Source organism: Rhodococcus sp. 24CO, from assembly GCF_050586165.1.
GTDB lineage: Bacteria > Actinomycetota > Actinomycetes > Mycobacteriales > Mycobacteriaceae > Rhodococcus_F.
The window spans coordinates 60,025-77,804 of record NZ_JAZFNF010000004.1 but is presented as its reverse complement, the minus strand read 5'-3'; the positions used below and the strand labels follow the sequence as shown (position 1 = coordinate 77,804).

17 protein-coding genes are annotated in these 17,780 nt (G+C 61.7%); 10 read left to right on the top strand and 7 right to left on the bottom strand.

What is annotated here, in order from left to right; translation table 11 throughout:
• Positions 1–378 (top strand): DUF952 domain-containing protein, encoded by a 378-nt coding sequence (locus V2B23_RS10445; protein WP_430950287.1) that lies wholly within the window; start codon positions 1–3, stop codon positions 376–378.
• Here the strand turns inward: V2B23_RS10445 and V2B23_RS10440 are convergent.
• Entirely contained in the window at positions 375–1,361 is a 987-nt protein-coding gene (locus tag V2B23_RS10440) for an ABC transporter permease (protein ID WP_430950286.1), read from the bottom strand. The two genes, V2B23_RS10445 and V2B23_RS10440, sit on opposite strands and share 4 nt — an antisense overlap.
• Positions 1,362–1,449: 88 nt before the next feature.
• Here V2B23_RS10440 and V2B23_RS10435 point away from each other — a divergent pair, with 88 nt between their 5' ends.
• Genes V2B23_RS10435 through mgrA form a run of 4 tightly spaced genes read left to right on the top strand, consistent with a single transcriptional unit; the run spans position 1,450 to position 5,155 of the window.
• Entirely contained in the window at positions 1,450–2,025 is a 576-nt protein-coding gene (locus V2B23_RS10435; protein WP_430950285.1) for a TetR/AcrR family transcriptional regulator, read from the top strand.
• Between the two features lie 37 nt (positions 2,026–2,062).
• Entirely contained in the window at positions 2,063–2,767 is a 705-nt protein-coding gene (locus V2B23_RS10430; RefSeq protein WP_430950284.1) for a response regulator transcription factor, read from the top strand.
• The gene (locus V2B23_RS10425) at positions 2,764–4,107 is read left to right on the top strand and encodes a sensor histidine kinase (RefSeq protein ID WP_430950283.1); all 1,344 of its coding nucleotides are present in this window, start codon (positions 2,764–2,766) and stop codon (positions 4,105–4,107) included. The genes V2B23_RS10430 and V2B23_RS10425 overlap by 4 nt, the downstream gene beginning before the upstream one ends.
• 16 nt (positions 4,108–4,123) lie before the next feature.
• Complete coding sequence (gene mgrA / locus V2B23_RS10420; protein ID WP_430950282.1) at positions 4,124–5,155, top strand: L-glyceraldehyde 3-phosphate reductase; 1,032 nt, start codon at positions 4,124–4,126, stop codon at positions 5,153–5,155.
• A 10-nt stretch (positions 5,156–5,165) separates the two neighbouring features.
• Here mgrA and ppk2 read toward each other — a convergent pair whose 3' ends face one another.
• Positions 5,166–6,134, bottom strand: a complete 969-nt coding sequence (gene ppk2 / locus V2B23_RS10415) for a polyphosphate kinase 2 (RefSeq protein WP_430950281.1) — start codon at positions 6,132–6,134, stop codon at positions 5,166–5,168.
• A gap of 225 nt (positions 6,135–6,359) precedes the next feature.
• Between ppk2 and V2B23_RS10410 the strand changes: the two genes are divergently transcribed.
• The gene (locus V2B23_RS10410; RefSeq protein WP_430950280.1) at positions 6,360–8,792 is read left to right on the top strand and encodes a lysylphosphatidylglycerol synthase transmembrane domain-containing protein; all 2,433 of its coding nucleotides are present in this window, start codon (positions 6,360–6,362) and stop codon (positions 8,790–8,792) included.
• A 110-nt stretch (positions 8,793–8,902) separates the two neighbouring features.
• Positions 8,903–10,111 carry a low temperature requirement protein A gene (locus V2B23_RS10405; RefSeq protein ID WP_430950279.1) on the top strand — a complete coding sequence of 403 codons (1,209 nt, stop codon included), beginning with the start codon at positions 8,903–8,905 and terminating at the stop codon, positions 10,109–10,111.
• Between the two features lie 298 nt (positions 10,112–10,409).
• Here V2B23_RS10405 and V2B23_RS10400 read toward each other — a convergent pair whose 3' ends face one another.
• Positions 10,410–11,147 (bottom strand): tyrosine-protein phosphatase, encoded by a 738-nt coding sequence (locus V2B23_RS10400; protein WP_430950278.1) that lies wholly within the window; start codon positions 11,145–11,147, stop codon positions 10,410–10,412.
• A 360-nt stretch (positions 11,148–11,507) separates the two neighbouring features.
• On the opposite strand from V2B23_RS10400, the gene V2B23_RS10395 reads away from it, so the two are divergent.
• Positions 11,508–12,107, top strand: coding sequence for a sugar-binding transcriptional regulator (locus tag V2B23_RS10395; protein WP_430950277.1), 600 nt, complete (start codon positions 11,508–11,510; stop codon positions 12,105–12,107).
• On the opposite strand, the gene V2B23_RS10390 is transcribed toward V2B23_RS10395, so the two are convergent.
• Positions 12,042–12,845, bottom strand: coding sequence for a TetR/AcrR family transcriptional regulator (locus tag V2B23_RS10390; RefSeq protein WP_430950684.1), 804 nt, complete (start codon positions 12,843–12,845; stop codon positions 12,042–12,044). The genes V2B23_RS10395 and V2B23_RS10390 overlap by 66 nt on opposite strands.
• 94 nt (positions 12,846–12,939) lie before the next feature.
• Between V2B23_RS10390 and V2B23_RS10385 the strand changes: the two genes are divergently transcribed.
• A complete protein-coding gene (locus V2B23_RS10385) occupies positions 12,940–13,893 on the top strand; it encodes an ATP-binding cassette domain-containing protein (RefSeq protein WP_430950276.1) in 954 nt (317 codons plus the stop codon).
• Entirely contained in the window at positions 13,890–14,651 is a 762-nt protein-coding gene (locus V2B23_RS10380) for an ABC transporter permease (protein WP_430950275.1), read from the top strand. The genes V2B23_RS10385 and V2B23_RS10380 overlap by 4 nt, the downstream gene beginning before the upstream one ends.
• A 75-nt stretch (positions 14,652–14,726) precedes the next feature.
• Here V2B23_RS10380 and V2B23_RS10375 read toward each other — a convergent pair whose 3' ends face one another.
• From V2B23_RS10375 to V2B23_RS10365, 3 genes are all read right to left on the bottom strand, one after another.
• The gene (locus tag V2B23_RS10375) at positions 14,727–15,089 is read right to left on the bottom strand and encodes an FKBP-type peptidyl-prolyl cis-trans isomerase (RefSeq protein WP_094271444.1); all 363 of its coding nucleotides are present in this window, start codon (positions 15,087–15,089) and stop codon (positions 14,727–14,729) included.
• A gap of 36 nt (positions 15,090–15,125) precedes the next feature.
• Entirely contained in the window at positions 15,126–16,424 is a 1,299-nt protein-coding gene (locus V2B23_RS10370; protein WP_033234107.1) for a citrate synthase, read from the bottom strand.
• Positions 16,425–16,807: 383 nt separating this feature from the next.
• Positions 16,808–17,755: an aldose 1-epimerase family protein gene (locus V2B23_RS10365; protein ID WP_430950274.1), complete on the bottom strand. Its 948-nt coding sequence runs from the start codon at positions 17,753–17,755 to the stop codon at positions 16,808–16,810.
• Positions 17,756–17,780: the final 25 nt, after the last annotated feature.

Sequence of the window (17,780 nt, the reverse complement as noted above, 5' to 3'; positions counted from 1 at the left end):
ATGACCGGACAACGACTCGTCCACGTCGCAATCGCAGACGATTGGGAAGCGTGCAAGCGCTTCGGTGAGTACGAGGTGTCCACTCGCGGAATCAGTTACGACGAGGCGGGATTCATCCGCGCAACCACCCCGGACGCGCTCGCTTCGGTGCTCGATCTGGTGTTCGGCGACCTGACCCTGCCGTTGATCGTCGCTGTCATCGACGAGGACGCTTTGACCTCCGCAGGCATCGACGTCGAATGGGAGGCGGGAAAGCCCCGAATCCTCCGACCTCTACCGATGGACGAGGACACCGTGGTCGTCGAACTGGTCGTGGAACGCGTTGACGGGGCCTGGCCGATTCCCGACCTGACCCCGTACGCAAGCCCCGCCGGCTAGACCAGCGCAGCCTCGGGTTCGACCACGGGGGTCGACGCCTTCTTCCGGCCGGCGGCGACGCACAGCGCGATCCCGACGGCAATCCAGCACACCAGCACCAGAAGTGGCGTGGCGGCGCCATGGCCGTCGAAGAACGCCATCGAACGGACGGATGCTCCTGCGGCGCCAGGTGGGAGCAGCTGCCCCAATGCACCCCAGCCTGCGGGCAACCACGCGGCAGTTGTCGCCATCCCCGAGAGTGGGTTTCCGACGAACATCATCGTGACGGCGCCCAACGCGAATCCCTTCATCCCGAGCAGGGATTCGAGTCCCAGAATGGGGAGCGAAATAGCCGAAATACCCACGGTGAGCGTTAGGGCGGTGAGCAGGTAGTTTCCGTCGAGGCTGTTGGTGCCGAACTGCAGAATGGCAGTCAGCGCAAAACCCGCGACAACCGCGACGCCGATGGCGCCCAGCACTCGCTTGACGATACTGCGCGGAAACAGTTGCACGAGAACAACAGCAGGCATGATTCCGCCGAACACCAGCGGCAGGGCCAATGCCGTGAGCCCAGCACCGGTCGGGTCGTCCGCCGTCAGCGGCACAACGTCTTCGACGGGCACCTGTGCCCCCGAAGCCTCCGAGAGGCCGTTGGCCACCCCGGTCAGGGTTTGAGCGATCGGCGTACCGCCGGCGGTCGCGATCAGCACGTGAGGACCGGTCGCATCGACGGCGATTCCGCCGACCACGTCGCGATTGCGAATCGCGTCGCGAAGGGCGTCGACATCGGCGAAGTCCTGGGTGTCGAAGGCACCCGGCTTGCTCGCCTCGAGTGAGGCGCTGATCTGCGTGGTTGGACCGGTGATGCCCAACTTCAGTTCGTGCGGGCCACTGTTCACCGAGGGCAGCACGAAAGCGAGCAGCATCAGCCCGATCACAGCAGACAAGCCCAACACCACAACTACCAGCTTCTTACGGTCTCGTGCTTCAGCTTCGACGTTCATAACTACCTTCCCTAAGTGGAAGTTTTTCCTCCACTCTTTGTGGAAGATATTCCTCCGGTTATGATGAACTGTCAATACGGAGGTGAATGTGCGAGCCGATGCACGCGAACGCAGGAACGCAATAGTCGACGCCGCCCGAGCGGTGTTCACCGAGCGTGGGCACGACGCCCCCCTCGACGCGGTCGCAGAACTAGCGAAAGTGGGGATAGCCACGCTCTATCGCAATTTTCCGACGCGCGAGGACCTGGTGACCGCGGTCGCCGTCGCAACGCTGACCGACGTCCGAGAGGCTGCGGACATCGCCCTCACAGCGATGCCAACCGATCCGACAAACGCGTGGCACACGTTGGTGGATCGGCTCGTGGAACTGCGCCTGGGTGCGCTCATTCCTGCCCTGGTGGAACATAGTTTCACCGAGTTGGCCCCCGAAGTTCTGGCAGTGCGCGAGGTGACGAAAGCCAAGATGACCACGGCAATCGGCGCCGCTCAGAGCGCCGGACTGGTCCGCACCGATCTGCAGCCACTCGAATTTGTCATGGCTCTGGCCAAACTGACCCGCCCACAAATCGAATTGTCCGACGAGGCAATGCCGAACCTGGTCCCGAGGTTGGTCGCGGTGTTCATGGCCGGTCTGCGTCCGGACGGCACCGATTTACCGGTCTGATCCCCAAATCTGACATTCCCGCGGGCACAATAGGACGGTGACCGACACTCCGCTCATCCTCGTGGTCGACGACGACGCCGACGTCCGCTCTTCCCTCGAACGCGGATTGAGGCTTACGGGATTCACCGTCCTGACGGCGGTCGACGGCGCCGACGCCCTCCGTGTGATCGCGAACAAGCATCCAGACGCGGTGGTTCTCGACATCAACATGCCGGTACTCGACGGCACCGGAGTCGTCACCGCGCTACGCGCTGCAGGCAACGAAATCCCCATCTGTGTGCTGAGTGCCCGAAATTCAGTCGACGACAGGATTGCCGGACTCGAATCCGGAGCCGACGACTACATGGTCAAACCCTTTGTCCTCGCCGAACTGATCGCTCGGATCCGGGCAATGCTGAGGCGGAGCAATGCCCCGGCCAGTGATCGCGGCGAAGGCGCCAACACCTTGCGCGTCGGCAATCTCGACATCGACCTGTCCGGACGACGCGTTCGCGTCGACGGCAAGGAAGTACCACTCACCAAACGCGAATTCGAGTTGCTCGAAGTGCTCGCACACAATTCCGGCATCGTTCTGACCCGCGAACGCCTCCTCGAACTTGTGTGGGGGTACGACTTCGTCGCGGACACCAACGTCGTGGACGTGTTCATCGGTTATCTTCGCCGCAAGTTCGAGTCGGGCGGCTCGCCGCGACTGCTGCACACCGTGCGCGGTGTCGGTTTTGTCCTGCGGGAAAATCCGTGAAGCCTCGGCAATATTCACTCCGAATCCGAGTAGCTGCCGCTGCCGCGTTGGGGGCCACGTTCATCGTCCTCGCACTCGGAGCAGTCGTGGCGTTGGCCATCGCACGAAACAACCTCGCGCAGTTGGACCGTCGCCTCGAAACCGCGTCGACGGTACTCGTAGCCAACGCTGCGACGGCCGGCCCGTTCCTCGGCGCGTTCGGGGACGGCGGCGCGTTCTCGGTGACAATCCGCGCCGCCACCGATGGCACGGTCATGTCGAGCACTCCCACCCGGCTACCGGAACTGCCGCCTGGTTCGGAAACCGTCGAAGTCGACGGAACCAAATACCGCGCATACACCTCGGAAGCCGAAGGCATCAACGCTCTTGTCTCACTGGCAGTTCCGTATGCCGAAGCTCGCGACATCACGGTCGAGCAGCAACGCCAGGTTGCCTTCTTCGGACTGGGCGCCGTGGCCGCTGCCGCTGCCCTTGGGTGGTTGTTCGGCGGCCCCGCTGTGCGTCCCCTGGTGGAATTGACCCGTCGGATCGCCCGACGCGACCCGGACCTCGCGACGCAGGTTTCCGGCATCCGGGAGGCGGACGAGCTTGCGGCAGCGGCAGAGTCGATGCTCAAGGACGTCGCCAACGCGCAAGCTGCCACGACGTCGGCATTGGCAACTGCCCGCGATTTTGCCTCCGCCGCGGCACACGAGCTGCGCACTCCGCTCACAGCAATGCGCACAGATATCGAAGTGCTGTCCACCCTTGATCTGAACCAGTCTCAGAGACAAGAGATCCTGGTTGATCTCGCCCGCGCTCAGGGACGTGTTGAATCGACCTTGCGGGACCTCGAGCGACTCGCGAAGGGCGAGTTGTCCACGTCCGAGGACTTCAAGGACACCGATCTGATCGAAGTGTGCGATATCGCCGCCGAGGAGGCGATGCGCCTGTATCCGTACCTGCGCGTGAGCGTCGACGCCACGGATTCAACTGTGCCGTATCGCATTCACGCACTGCCAGGTGGAATTCGTCTGATTCTCGACAATGCCATCACCAATGCCGTGCGGCACGGCCGGGCCAGCGAAGTGCACATCACTCTGGGTTACCGGGCGGGCTCACCCGCCGAGTTCACCATCACCGTGGACGACAACGGGTCAGGCATCCCGGTCGACGAGCGCGAGGCAGTGTTCGGGCGATTCGCCCGCGGGTCCACGGCGAGTCAGACCGGATCCGGGCTGGGGCTTGCACTGGTAGCGCAGCAAGCCTCCCTACACGGCGGCAGCACCTCGTTCCACGACAGCCCGCTGGGCGGTGCGCGGCTGGTGATCGAACTCAAGGATCTGTCAACGCACCACTGAATCGAAGGCAGGAACAATGTCCGAACCGTATGTCGCGCAGCCCGATCGTTACAACACCATGCCCTACCGACGGACAGGCAAGAGCGGGTTGAAGCTTCCCGCCATTTCACTGGGTCTGTGGCACAACTTCGGCGACGACGTCCCCATCGACCGCCAACGAGCCGTGCTACGACGCGCATTCGACCTCGGCATCACCCACTTCGATCTGGCAAACAACTACGGCCCGCCGTACGGCAGCGCCGAAACCAACTTCGGACGGATCTTGCGGGAGGACTTTGCATCCCATCGCGACGAGTTGGTTATCTCATCGAAGGCCGGGTGGGACATGTGGCCGGGCCCTTACGGTTTCGGAGGTTCACGCAAGTATCTGCTGTCTTCGCTCGACCAGTCGCTGAGCCGCCTCGGCGTCGACTACGTCGATATTTTCTACAGCCACCGCCCCGATGCGGAGACCCCGATCGAGGAGACTGCCGGAGCTCTCATCAGCGCCGTCCAGCAGGGCAAGGCGTTGTATGCGGGGATCAGTTCGTACTCCCCCGAGCGCACCAGCGCGATCGCCGCAGTGCTCGAAGCCGCCGGTGTTCCGCTGTTGATCCACCAGCCGAGTTACTCGATGCTCAATCGCTGGATCGAACAGGATCTGCTCGCCACTGTCGACGAGCTCGGCATCGGTGTGATTGCGTTCTCCCCCTTGGCCCAAGGCATGCTCACCGACCGCTACCTCGACGGCGTCCCCGAGAATTCACGTGCGGCACAAGGTAAATCACTCGACCCGTCATGGCTCACCGACGATGCCCTGACCCACATCCGGGCCCTCGACGCCATCGCTCGTGGCCGTGGCCAGTCATTGGCACAACTCGCGCTCAGCTGGGCGCTCCGCGATTCGCGCGTCACCTCGGTACTGATCGGAGCGTCCAGTGTGGTGCAGCTCGAAGCCAACGTCGGAGCACTCGACAATCTCGAGTTCAGCACCGACGAACTGGCCTCCATCGATCGACATGCGCGCGAGAGCGGCATCAATCTGTGGGCGGAGGCCAGTTCGATCTGAACAGGCAGACCTATGCCAGGGTCGGCAACTCCACGTTGACATGCTCGCCCTCTTCGAAGACGGCTGACGCCGGTCCCACGATCAGGGGATCCGGGATTCCCACAACCCGGTGATCCTTGTTGGGGTATTCGAAGGAGGCGAGCACGTGACGCATCGCCTCGAGCCGAGCGCGCTTCTTGTCGTTGCTCTTGATCACCGTCCACGGAGCGTCGCCGGTGTCCGTATAGAAGAACATCGCTTCCTTGGCCTGGGTGTAGTCGTCCCACTTGTCCAGGGAGGCAAGGTCGGTGGGTGAGAGCTTCCACTGACGCACCGGGTCGGTTCGACGGGCGGCGAACCGCGCCAACTGCTCCTCACGGCTCACCGAGAACCACAGCTTGTGCAGGTGAATCCCGGAGTTGACGAGCATCCGCTCGAAGTCCGGTGCCTCCCGCATGAATTCGAGATACTGCGTCGGCGTGCAGTACCCCATCACACGTTCGACGCCGGCGCGGTTGTACCACGACCTGTCCATCATCACGATTTCCCCGCCACTCGGAAGATGCGCGACGTACCGCTGGAAATACCACTGCGTGCGCTCGATATCCGTCGGCTTCTCCAAGGCGACGACGCGCGCACCACGCGGATTGAGATGTTCCGTGAACCGCTTGATGGAACCACCCTTGCCCGCCGCATCTCGCCCTTCGAAGATGATCAGAATCTTCTGACCGGTCTCCTTTGCCCACAACTGCAGCTTGAGCAATTCGATCTGGAGTCGGCGCTTCTTACGCTCGTACTCCCGCCGCGACATCTTCTTCTCGTACGGGTACCCCTGTTTCCAGGCATCCGCATACTCGGCGGGCTCGAGCCCACCGAGTTTGTCCGTCAGGTTCGCAATCTCGTCGATCTCGTGCGCGTAGTCCTCGGTCACGGAGATTCTGGTGCCTTTGACGGACGAGTCGGGAACCCGACCGTCGACACCGTTCGACTCAGGACTCATAAGTTGTGCGCTCCTTACCGTCGAGCATCCGGAATGTGAATTTTACGCTTCGATGTCCGGCCACGTACGATCTCTGCTGCATTTACCGCGAACGCGCGGCAACACGTACGTGCCCGCGGACAGGCAACGTGTCGCTGCCTCACGGCGCACTGGTGCCAGCACGGTACTTTGAATCGAGGTAACCACAACGGTTGCCGATACCTGCATGAGAAGAGTTCTGAGGATATGCGTGTTGACGGACGGGACATCCCGGTAACGGGAAGCCTGCTGCCGCCGCTGCAACGCAGAACCAGCGACATCATGCGCGTCGTATTTGCCGGCGTCATTCTCGGCGGTGTGATCGCCGGATCATTGATCACACGTAGTCAGTGGGACGCCCTGGAGACGTCGGTGTCGAACATCGTCGGTGTTCTCTCCCCCAGCCTCTCCGACACGGTTTACCTCCTGTACGGCCTCGCTATCCTGGCTCTCCCGTTCGCGATCCTCATCGAACTGATCGTCGGCCGACGCTGGAAATTGTTTGCCGGGTATGCCGCGGCGGCGCTATGTGCGCTGGTAGCGCTGTCCTTCACCGGAACGGGCCTCGCTGCCCCGAAATGGCACCTCGACGTGCCCGATCGCCTCGACGCCACCTTCCTGTCGCAGTTCCTCGACGACCCCCGCTGGATCGCGATGCTGGCCGCCGTTCTCACCGTGTCCGGACCGTGGCTGGCAAAGAAGTGGCGACGAGTCTGGTGGACCTTGCTGCTGCTGTTCGCTCCGATCCACCTCGTCGTCAGTGCGATCGTGCCCGCCCGGTCGATGCTCGGACTGGCCGTCGGTTATCTCATCGGTGCCGTCATCGTGCTCCTCGTGGGTACACCTGCTCTCGAAGTTCCGCTCGATTCCGCGGTGCGGATACTGACGAAACGCGGCTACCGTGTCACGGCCTTCCGTGTGGTCAGCCCGTCAGGTCTCGGCCCCCTTGTCCTGTCCGCAGCCGTCGACGAAGTCCCCGACGACGAACTCTGCGAGGATCTGACCGTCGAACTGTACGGACAGAATCAGCGCAGCAGCGGCGTGATTCGTCAGGCTTTCCGCTGGATTTCCCTGCGAAATCGCGAGACTCCGCCGCGTCATGCGTCGCTCCGCCGAGCTGTCGAACATCGCGCGTTGATGGGAATCGCGTTTGCCGATATCGGACTCGCCAGTTCCAAGGCGGTGGCGACCGCGCCACTCGATCGCGGCTGGGAAATGTACGCTCGCCCCACTCCCCGTGGGATCCCGCTGACCGTCGCCGCCCGCGATCAGAAGACCGAGGATCTCGACGCGGACGGTCCGTCCACCAAGCTTGTCGACGCCCTGTGGCAGACGCTGCACACGACGCACGTCCATCAGATGGCACACGGCGATCTCCGCGCGTCCGAGATCCACATCGACGGCGGCGGAGTCCTGTTCGGCGGTTACGCCTACTCCGAATTCGGCGCCACCGACGTGCAGATGCAGTCCGACAACGCGCAGCTGCTCCTCACCACGGCAGCACTGTTCGGCGTCGAGTCAGCCGTGGACGCGGCTATCCGCACCCAGGGCGCCGAGACAATTCTTGCCGCTTCCGGACGGTTGACGGTCTCTGCTATGCCAAACCGAATCCGCAAGGGAATCCCCGATTCCACCCCACTGATGACCGCGATTCGCGACGAAGTCGGCGCCAAGAACGGCATCGAGAAAATCGCCCCGGCACAGGTCACACGATTCAGTCGCAATCAGATCATCCAGCTGGTGCTTCTCATCGGCTTGGTCTACGTTGCTTACCCGTTCGTGGTTCAGGTGCCGACATTCCTGTCCGAACTCGAGACCGCCAACTGGTGGTGGGCACTCCTGGGACTCGGCGTCTCGGCATTGACCTACGTCGGCGCCGCCGCTGCTCTGTGGGCCTGCGCGTCGTCGATGGTCAGTTACCGACATCTTCTGATCATGCAGGTAGCCAACACTTTTGCGGCAACCACCACTCCAGCTGGTGTCGGCGGCCTGGCACTGAGTGTGCGCTTCCTCCAGAAGGGCGGACTCGGAACCGTCCGAGCCACTGCTGCAGTTGCGTTGCAGCAAACGGTTCAAGTGGTCACCCACGTGGGTCTGCTGATCTTCTTTTCCGTCGTGGCCGGCCGAGATGCCAACCTGTCGCATTTCATCCCCGGAACGACGGTGCTGTCCCTCATCGGCGGCATCGCCCTGGGAATCCTGGGCGCCTTCATGTTCATCCCCAAACTGAGGCGCTGGCTCAACAACGATCTCAAGCCACAAATCACCGAAGTTCTCGGCGAACTGAGTCAGCTGGCGCGCAACCCCACACGCTTCCTCATCATCGTCGGCGGAAGCGCCGCAACAACTCTCGGCGCAGCCTTGGCGCTGTGGGCAAGCATCGCGGCATTCGGCGGCGGAACAACATTCGTCACTGTCACCATCGTGACCATGATCGGTGGCACGCTTGCATCAGCCGCACCGACCCCCGGTGGCGTCGGCGCCGTCGAGGCGGCCCTGATCGGCGGCCTGACGGCATTCGGACTCCCAGCGAGCATTGCGGTCCCGTCGGTTCTCCTCTACCGCGTGCTCACTTGCTGGCTGCCCGTCTTCTGCGGTTGGCCCATCTTGCGATGGCTACAGAAGAAGGACATGGTCTAAAGAAGTCGCTTACGTCCACGACGGTCTCGAACTTTTTGCCAGGGCGCCAAGAAACGGACAAGTGCGACGCTCACCTGCAGCGACTTCCCCGATGACGGATACTTTCCACCATGTCGGAGCCAGAAAAACCGCAGAGGCCAAGCCAGGAATCGGTGCTCGAACGCCACGCTTCATGGATCGAATTGTTCTTCGACCTTGTGGTTGTAGCCGGCATCGGACAACTCGCCCATCTATTACACGGCTCACCTAGCTGGTCGGACTTCGGTCTCTACGCCCTGCTCTACCTTGCGTTCTGGACGGCGTGGGCGTGTTTCACGATGTACGGCAACGTCGCCGGGGATCGTGTGCGTATTCCGAGCATGTTGATCGCCATGTTCGGGTTGGCCGTCATGATGGCCGCTGTCGCGGGAATTCACGAGAACCACGCCCTGGCGTTTGCCGTCTCGTACGTCGCGGTTCGGTTGCTGGCCGGCAGAGTCTGGCACAACGGCCAAATCGTCGTGGACTGGCCCATCGCGCAGATGTCACTGGGAATCGTGCCATGGATCATCTCGTTCTGGGTCGAGGGCGACGCACGGTACTGGCTGTGGGCGCTCGGCGTCACGATCGATCTACTCATCATGTTCGTCGTATCCGGGTCCGCCCTCATGGAGGACGCGCAGGAGAAGCTGGACCGGGTCATCAGGTTCCGCGGCAACAAAGACGGTCGGATGCCCGAACTCGAAGCCATGCACTCCGATCGGGCGCATCTCGCCGAACGCCTCGGCCTCTACGTCATCATCGTGCTCGGCGAAGGCGTCATCCTGGTCATCTCCGCAGCATCGGAACTGGAGTGGGACTCGACGGTCGTCAGCCTGGCAGTCGGTTCATTCGTGCTACTCGCCGCGATGTGGTCGTTGTCCCTGCTGTACGGCAATGCCGGTGTCCCACATCTACGTTCCGGCACTTTTCCCGCACGGATCGACATGGCACTGCACTGCTTCACCACCGGCGCCATCGCGGTACTGGTCGCCGGATTGGGCGCCGCCACCGAACACGGAGCCGAACACACGCCGACAAGCCTGCGATGGCTGCTGTGCGGCAGCGTTGCAACTTACTTCGGAATCAGCGCTGTTGCCGGACTGTTCGCCCGTTCGGATCGGCGGTGGCTCCTGGGGTGGGCGTTGCCGTGCACCGCAATTCCCTTGATCGTCGGCGTTGCCGGCTCTCACATGAGCGCAACGTGGATCATCTGGGTGCTCGTCCTGACAGTGGCCTGGCAGAACGGTTACGAATACGCGCAGGTGCGGCGCACCCGCCGATCTGCTGTGCGCCTATGACGGGCAAGTCCTGGTTTGGGATTGAGAAGGTTGTAGATAACGGAAAAGCTGGATTCACCCAGATTCACACACGCAATCAAGCAATCAAGCAATCAAGGGCAGAAAATCGGACTTGACCAGTGCGAATGCAACGTATGCGAGCCCAGTAGACGGCTGCCGGGCGATGTCGTGCAGAGATGTAAATAGTCCTGCGAGTTACATCGTCGGTCTCCTGAGTGTTTTTCGAGGAGAGGGTTCAATGGACGCCCGGATAGACGCCCATCGAAACCAGAACACATTGAGCTAGACGGCAGCGGCGCTATCCGACGAGTTTGGCAACGAGAATCGCGATGGTCTGCGGGCTCAATCCCAGGCCTGTGAGTAGATAATTGTTGATGGTGTCGTAATCGGCTTCGAGTTGGTCAAATCCAGCATCGAGATAGCTTGGGTCGACGACCAGCAGCGGCTCTATTATTGCAGCACCTTCAGGCCCGCGATGTTCGGTGACAAGGATGCGAGTCGCCTCTATGGATTTGGCCGAGTACGTATTGCTCAAAAGGTAATCGGCATAGATTGTTTCGCGATTCACTCCCGCTATGGACAACAGGATAGCTGCGGTCCATCCAGCCCGGTCTTTACCTGCTGTGCAGTGGAATAGTTGCGGACCATCAGATTCCGCGAGATCGGTGAGTAGGGCGCCTAATTCAGCACGAACTTCGGGGTCGGTGACGAACTGCCGGTTCATGTTTCGCATGAACTCACGAGATTGCTCTGCGGATTCCAGGCTGCTGGATGAAGGCATCTGTCCCGAGGTCAGTGGATGTCGAGTGTATCGTGCACCAGCCGGAACACGGTCTGGTTTACTCGCAATTTCGCCGTCTGTCCGGAGGTCGTAGACCGCGCTCAATCCCAGCTGATCAAGAGTTGTTGCATCGGCATCATTGCTGGCCAGAGCATTTGAGCGGTAGAAAACGCCACGATTGACTCGAAGTCCCAAGTTGTTCGAGTAGCCTGCGCCGATGCCTGCGACATCACGAAAGTTGTCGACTGATTCCAAGCGTGGAGCGACTGGCAGTGTCGACTCGGCCGATCCGAATCCAGAACTACCGGTGGGTATACCGATGGGCGCGGCGTGGGAAACTGCGGAAATCCCGACGGTTAGCGAGCCTGCTACCGCCACCAGCGCAATCGCTTTCGAACATTGAACCCCGAATGATGCACGTTTGACTGACATCGCACTTCCTCACTCCTGTTGGATGAATCGAGCGACATTAACATTGTTCTCATCCTCGAGAATGTGGTTTCCGCCTTTGAATGCATCCAAGCCTCGGGAGATAAGAGCAATTGCGGCGCGAACCGTCAGGCAGGCAGAATCCGACAGGTCGACAACACGGGGATCCTCAATTCGCGAGTTCCAATGTCAGATGCAGTGATCAACCGGACTGCACATTGCCCCAAACGCACCTACAACTCGTATGTCGTGCAACTCAACGGTGCCGCAAACACTCGCACGACGGGAATCTCGTACGCCAGCGACATCATCAGAACCATCGCCGGCGCCTATGGCGCTCTCCCCCAAGGATTTCCGGTCCCCGCATTTTTCGACTATCCGGAAACACGGGAGCAGTTGTGGCGCGAACGCAGCATCAAACGAGTACTGGACATGCAAAAGCGCATGGACCTGGCGGTCTTCAGCATCGGTGTTCCCGGCGGCAACGTACCGAGTCACGTCTACACCGCGGGGTACCTCGAACCCGATGAAGCAGAAGCACTTCGGCGCGACGGGGTGGTCGGGGACATCGCGACCGTCTTCTTCCGGTCCGACGGGACCTATCGCGGAATCGAGCTCAACGAGCGCGCGAGTGGTCCGCGTCTCGATCTTTTCGAGAAGGTCGCCAGACGCGTGTGCATTGTCGCCGGAACGGCAAAGTTGCCCGCACTGGAAGGCGCACTACGGGGTGGGCTGATCACCGATCTGATCATCGACGACGTGAGCGCCACCGCGCTGGTGTCCTGACCGCTCCACCAGCTTCTCGATTCCGTCGAGTAGAAGGCCGAGTGAGAAACTGAAATCGAAGGCATCGTCGCCGGCGGCGCCACCCTCCGGGCTGCCGTCCTCGAAGCCGCCCTCCTCGATTGCGGCACTGAGGTAGGGAAAGTCCTCGCGATTGATGACACGAGCAATGAGGGCGCCGTACGCAACGTCGTCGTCAGCCGACTGCGCCGACCGCGAAGCCAGGTCAGCCGAGAATCGGGCACGGCCGATGACGAATAACGACACATTGGTCACGACCTGGAACTTCGACGCGGCACTCAGAGCGACACCGTCGAGCGCGCTCAGACCCGCGTCGAGCCACGCCATGTTGTTGGGCCCGGTCGGCGGAGCGGTGATGGGCAGTTTGAGCCACCACGGCCGACTCAGCATCGTGGCGTACTCCTGATTCGCCCACGCCTCGAGCTTGACGCGCCAGGTCACGCCGTCGGGAATTATCGGCGGTGGCCCGATCACCCGATCCGAAATCAGTTCGATCAGTTCGTCTTTGCTCGCCACGTAGCGGTAGAGCGACATCGTCGTGAACCCGAGGGATTTTGCTACCCGGCCCATCGACAGAGCCGTCACACCTTCCGCGTCGGCAAGCTCGATCGCGGTGTCGAGAATTTGCTCGAGACTGAGCCCCTTCTTGGGACCTCGCGTTCCGGGCTGGTCCAGTCCCCAGGCCAGTTCGACCGCCCTCGGTAGCGCACCGCCATCCATACCGCTCCCACTCTTCGCTCTTGCCATCATCCTAGAACTGTGTACGCTATAAACACGAGTTTATGCCATACACAGTTACCCCTCGGAGGTCTCGATGTCAGGAACGATCCCCGCAATCTCGGTCCGCGGACTCAGCAAGCGATACGGCGATCAACAGGTGCTGGGTGGACTCGATCTGTCGGTCCCGGCCGGATCGGTGTACGCCCTCCTCGGAGCAAACGGCGCCGGAAAGACCACGGCCGTACGAATTCTCACCACCCTCATCCCCTTCGACGCCGGCGAGGTCACCGTCGCGGGGCATTCACTCCCCGGAGATCCACAGAACGTTCGGCGGCGTATCAGCGTCACCGGGCAGTACGCGGCCGTCGACACCCTCCTGACCGGATTCGAGAACCTGACCCTGCTGGGCGAGCTGAATCACCTGGGCCGGAAGAACTCCCGGCGACGCGCCGAGGAATTGCTCGACCAGTTCGATCTGACGGACTTCGGCGACAAACGCGCCGGCAACTACTCGGGTGGCATGCTCAGACGACTCGACATCGCGATGAGCCTCGTTGCGAAACCCGACATCGTCTTCCTCGACGAACCCACCACGGGCTTGGACCCACGAAGCCGCCACGAAATGTGGTCGATTGTTCGAGGTCTCACCGCGTCGGGAGTCACCATCTTTCTCACCACCCAATACCTCGACGAGGCAGACGAATTGGCCGACACCGTCGGTGTACTCAGCGATGGGCGCCTGGTCGCCGAGGGGACGCCGGACGAACTCAAACGTCTGGTTCCCGGCGGCCACGTCGCACTGCAATTCGAGAACCTGACCCAACTCGAACTCGCCGCGGCATCACTGCCGCAGGCGCATTCGAATGCCGAGGCTCTGACCCTGCACATCCCTTCCGACGGGGCGGTGCCGTCGATCAAAGCCATCCTCGACTCGATCGACGACCCGTCGATCACCGTCGAGAAGTTTTCCGTTCACACCCCGGATCTGGACGACGTGTTCTTCGCGCTCACCGGATCGGTCCAACCCGAGATTGCGAGTGTTCGATGACCTCCACCATGACAACCGATTCCTCGGTGATGCTGCGCCGAAATCTCAAACACGTTCTGCGCAGTCCGGATTCGATGATCACCGCGATAGCCCTGCCGGTCATGCTCATGCTGCTGTTCGTCTACGTCTTCGGCGGCGCCATCAATACCGGCACCGAATACATCGACTACGTCGTGCCAGGCATCATTCTGCTGTGCGCCGGATTCGGTGCATCGACTACCGCGGTCAGCGTCTCGAGCGACATGAAGGATGGAATCATCGACCGTTTCCGGACGCTGGCGATCTCGCCGTCGTCCGTCCTGACCGGGCATGTACTGGCCAGCGTCGTCCGCAACGTACTGACGACGGCGATCGTGGTCGTCGTCGCCCTGATCATGGGCTTTCGTCCGACCAGCGATCTGTTGCGCTGGCTCGGCGTCGCCGCGGTGATCGTCGCCTTCGTATTCGCTATGTCGTACCTGTCGACGGCATTGGGTCTGCTGGCCCAGAACCCCGAGGCAGCAAGCGGATTCACCTTCGCCATCATGTTCCTGCCTTACGTCAGCACGGCCTTCGTGCCGGCCGAGACCATGCCGTCGTGGCTGCAGGGGTTCGCCCGTCACCAACCGGTGACCCCGATCATCGAGACGGTGCGCGGACTCTTGATGGGCACCCCGATCGGGAACAGTGCCATGATCGCGCTCGCGTGGTGCGTGGGCATCGCGACCGTGGGATTTGTGTGGTCGAACTGGCTCTACCGACGAAAGACGGCGCGCTGACAGCAATTCAGAGCCGACGGATACGCAAAGAGTCCCGCACCTCTCGGTGCGGGACTCTTGTGCTGCGCAGAAGTCTTACTTGGCGTTCAGCAGATCGATCACGAAGACCAGGGTCTTGCCGGACAGCTGGTGTCCTGCACCGGCGGGGCCGTATGCCAGCTCCGGCGGGATGGTGAGCTGACGACGTCCGCCGACCTTCATGCCGGGGATTCCGTCCTGCCAACCCTTGATCAGGCCACGCAGCGGGAACTGAATGGACTCGCCGCGGCTCCAGGAAGAATCGAACTCTTCGCCGGATTCGAACTCGACACCGACGTAGTGAACGTCGACGGTTCCACCGGGAACGGCTTCGGTGCCTTCTCCGACAACCAGGTCCTTGATTACCAGATCGGTCGGCGCGGGGCCTTCCTGGAATTCGATTACGGGCTTGCTACTCATGGGTCCTCCTCGTTGAGGCGAATTGGGGGCAGAAAACTAGCGGGTGGTTATGTCCCGATAGTCACGCTCGGTGTAACCGGTGTAGATCTGGCGCGGGCGGCCGATCTTCGTAGCCGGATCCTCGTGCATTTCACGCCAGTGCGCAATCCAACCGGGCAGACGGCCCATGGCGAAGAGCACGGTGAACATGCGGGGCGGGAAGCCCATCGCGCGGTAGATCAGACCCGTGTAGAAGTCGACGTTCGGGTACAGCTTGCGCTCGATGAAGTAGTCGTCCGTGAGAGCGGCTTCTTCGAGCTGCATGGCGATGTTGAGCAGTTCGTCGTCGCCGCCGAGCTTGCCGAGGATGTTGTGCGCGGTCTCGCGGACCAGCGCGGCGCGCGGGTCGTAGTTGCGGTAGACGCGGTGCCCGAAGCCCATGAGCTTCACGCCGTCTTCCTTGTTCTTGACCTTGCGGACGAACTCGGCTGCGGTGCTGCCGTTTGCCTTGATGTCGTCGAGCATCTCGAGCACGGCCTGGTTGGCGCCGCCGTGCAGCGGGCCCCACAGTGCGTTGATGCCGGCGGACACCGAGGTGAAGAGGTTCGCGTCCGAAGAGCCGACCATGCGCACGGTGGACGTGGAGCAGTTCTGCTCGTGGTCTGCGTGCAGGATGAGCAGCATGTCGAGTGCCTTGGCGATCTCAGGATCACCCTGGTACGGCTCGGCCGGGAAACCGAACGTCATGCGCATGAAGTTCTCGACCAGGTTCAGCGAGTTGTCCGGGTACAGGAACGGCTGTCCGACGGACTTCTTGTACGCGTAGGCCGCGATGGTCGGCAGCTTCGCGAGAAGGCGAATGGTGGAGAGTTCCACCTGTTCCGGGTCCTCGGGGTCCAGGGAATCCTGGTAGTACGCGGAAAGTGCGTTGACTGCGGAGGAAAGAACCGGCATCGGGTGTGCGTTGCGCGGGAATCCGTCGAAGAACCGCTTGAGGTCTTCGTGCAGCAGAGTGTGGCGACGGATGCGGTCCGTGAAGGACTCGAGCTGTGCGTCGGTGGGGAGCTCACCGTAGATCAGCAGGTAGCTGACTTCGATGAAGGTGGACTTACCTGCCAACTGCTCGATGGGGTATCCGCGGTAGCGCAGGATTCCCTTCTCGCCGTCGATGTAGGTAATTGCGGAACTGGTGGATGCGGTGTTCACAAAGCCGGGGTCGAGGGTGGTGTACCCCGTATCGGCCAGCAGCTTTCCCAGTTCGATGCCGTCATTGCCCTCGGTTGCCCTGGCAATGGACATCGTGTGCTCACCACCGGGGTAAGTAAGCGTGGGCTTTGTGTCATTGTCAGCGGGCACGAAGGATCCCTCTCAAGCTCAAACCAACGAGTAACTACATACGATCAACTAGAAACTAGTCGCACCGAACACAACGCGCCCAGGGAGGGTCGCTCCACGGGGGTTTTGCACGTCGATCGGGTTCAGACAGATACCCCTAAACTGCAACAGGTTTCAGAGTGCCGAAATGCCGTGCTCCACGTTACATTCCGGGATTCACATATGGCCGTGATCTGGACTTTCCTTCTCGCGCAACGCCTCACAGATCCAGCCTCACGGCGCACAATGTGACGTCGATTCGAACGAGGTTCGGCAGATTGCGGCCATCGAGACTTTGCAGCCGTTTGTTACAGGCTCCCACTATCTGGGATGCAGATCACAATGGCCACGCACAATCCTCCGAATCACAAAGCCTTAATGCCCCACACACCGGACCACGTCTCCCCCGGGCCGAGAATCAGCATGTCGATTCCCGAGTTGAAGGCGTCCGGTGGGCACGTCATCGGTTCGAGTGCCAAAGCCCGACCACGGTCCGGATAACCCTTACCGTTTGCGGGATCAGCGATGAAGGCCTGAATCCACGGGAACTCGCGCGTCGTCCACAGAGCGGTCCCGGTCCCGTCCGGTGCCAGCAATTCGTGCTGTGTGCGGCCACTACCGTCGACCACGTCCAATGCACTGAACGGCGTGTCGAGCTGCACACCTTCGAGCGGGCGAGGCGTCCGGAAATCGAAATCCGTACCCTCGACGGCCTGCGAATACGCGTTCGGCAGCATCCGCTCCGGATCGATCGGCAACCGTGTTCCCGCAGCCAGATGCAGTGAGCACTCGTCGAGCGGAACATCACCGACCCGGATGAACGGGTGGGTACCAAGTCCGAAGGGCGACGGGGTGGCGCCCTTGTTGGTCGCGGTGTGGGTGACCGTCAATCCTGTCTCGTCCACTGCGTAGACGATCGACAGCGCGAGCGGATACGGCCAGCCTTTGTGCAGGCCGACGTCTACCGACAGTTCGACGCGATCGAAGGTGTGGTCGACCAGGTTCCAATTGCGACGACGCACAAACCCGTGGCTGGCGTTGTTCAGGGCGGGTTCGGTGATCTCGAGCTGATGCTCGATACCGTCGAACATGAAGTGCCCGTCTCGAATCCGATTGGGCCACGGCGCCAGAACCAAACCGGCGGACAGCGGCGGCTTCGATCCGAGTTCCCAGGTTTCGGTGAGCGCACGTTTGCCGGACAGCCCCTCGTGATCAAGCAATCGCAAACCTGCTCCGGCTGCCGCGATTTCGGCGCGATAACCCCCACCACGGATTTCGAAGCCGCCCTTGCCCGTGCTGTGCGGTTGCGTCATGGACTCAGTTTCCCCCACAAACCGC

What these genes read in the sequence shown, in the direction of transcription:
- V2B23_RS10445 (WP_430950287.1), top strand. Translation starts at nt 1, where the DNA reads ATGACCGGACAACGACTCGTCCACGTCGCAATCGCAGACGATTGGGAA.
- V2B23_RS10440 (WP_430950286.1), bottom strand. Translation starts at nt 1,361, where the DNA reads ATGAACGTCGAAGCTGAAGCACGAGACCGTAAGAAGCTGGTAGTTGTG.
- V2B23_RS10365 (WP_430950274.1), bottom strand. Translation starts at nt 17,755, where the DNA reads ATGACGCAACCGCACAGCACGGGCAAGGGCGGCTTCGAAATCCGTGGT.
- V2B23_RS10410 (WP_430950280.1), top strand. Translation starts at nt 6,360, where the DNA reads ATGCGTGTTGACGGACGGGACATCCCGGTAACGGGAAGCCTGCTGCCG.
- V2B23_RS10380 (WP_430950275.1), top strand. Translation starts at nt 13,890, where the DNA reads ATGACCTCCACCATGACAACCGATTCCTCGGTGATGCTGCGCCGAAAT.
- V2B23_RS10390 (WP_430950684.1), bottom strand. Translation starts at nt 12,845, where the DNA reads ATGGATGGCGGTGCGCTACCGAGGGCGGTCGAACTGGCCTGGGGACTG.
- mgrA (WP_430950282.1), top strand. Translation starts at nt 4,124, where the DNA reads ATGTCCGAACCGTATGTCGCGCAGCCCGATCGTTACAACACCATGCCC.
- V2B23_RS10395 (WP_430950277.1), top strand. Translation starts at nt 11,508, where the DNA reads ATGTCAGATGCAGTGATCAACCGGACTGCACATTGCCCCAAACGCACC.
- V2B23_RS10405 (WP_430950279.1), top strand. Translation starts at nt 8,903, where the DNA reads ATGTCGGAGCCAGAAAAACCGCAGAGGCCAAGCCAGGAATCGGTGCTC.
- ppk2 (WP_430950281.1), bottom strand. Translation starts at nt 6,134, where the DNA reads ATGAGTCCTGAGTCGAACGGTGTCGACGGTCGGGTTCCCGACTCGTCC.
- V2B23_RS10375 (WP_094271444.1), bottom strand. Translation starts at nt 15,089, where the DNA reads ATGAGTAGCAAGCCCGTAATCGAATTCCAGGAAGGCCCCGCGCCGACC.
- V2B23_RS10385 (WP_430950276.1), top strand. Translation starts at nt 12,940, where the DNA reads ATGTCAGGAACGATCCCCGCAATCTCGGTCCGCGGACTCAGCAAGCGA.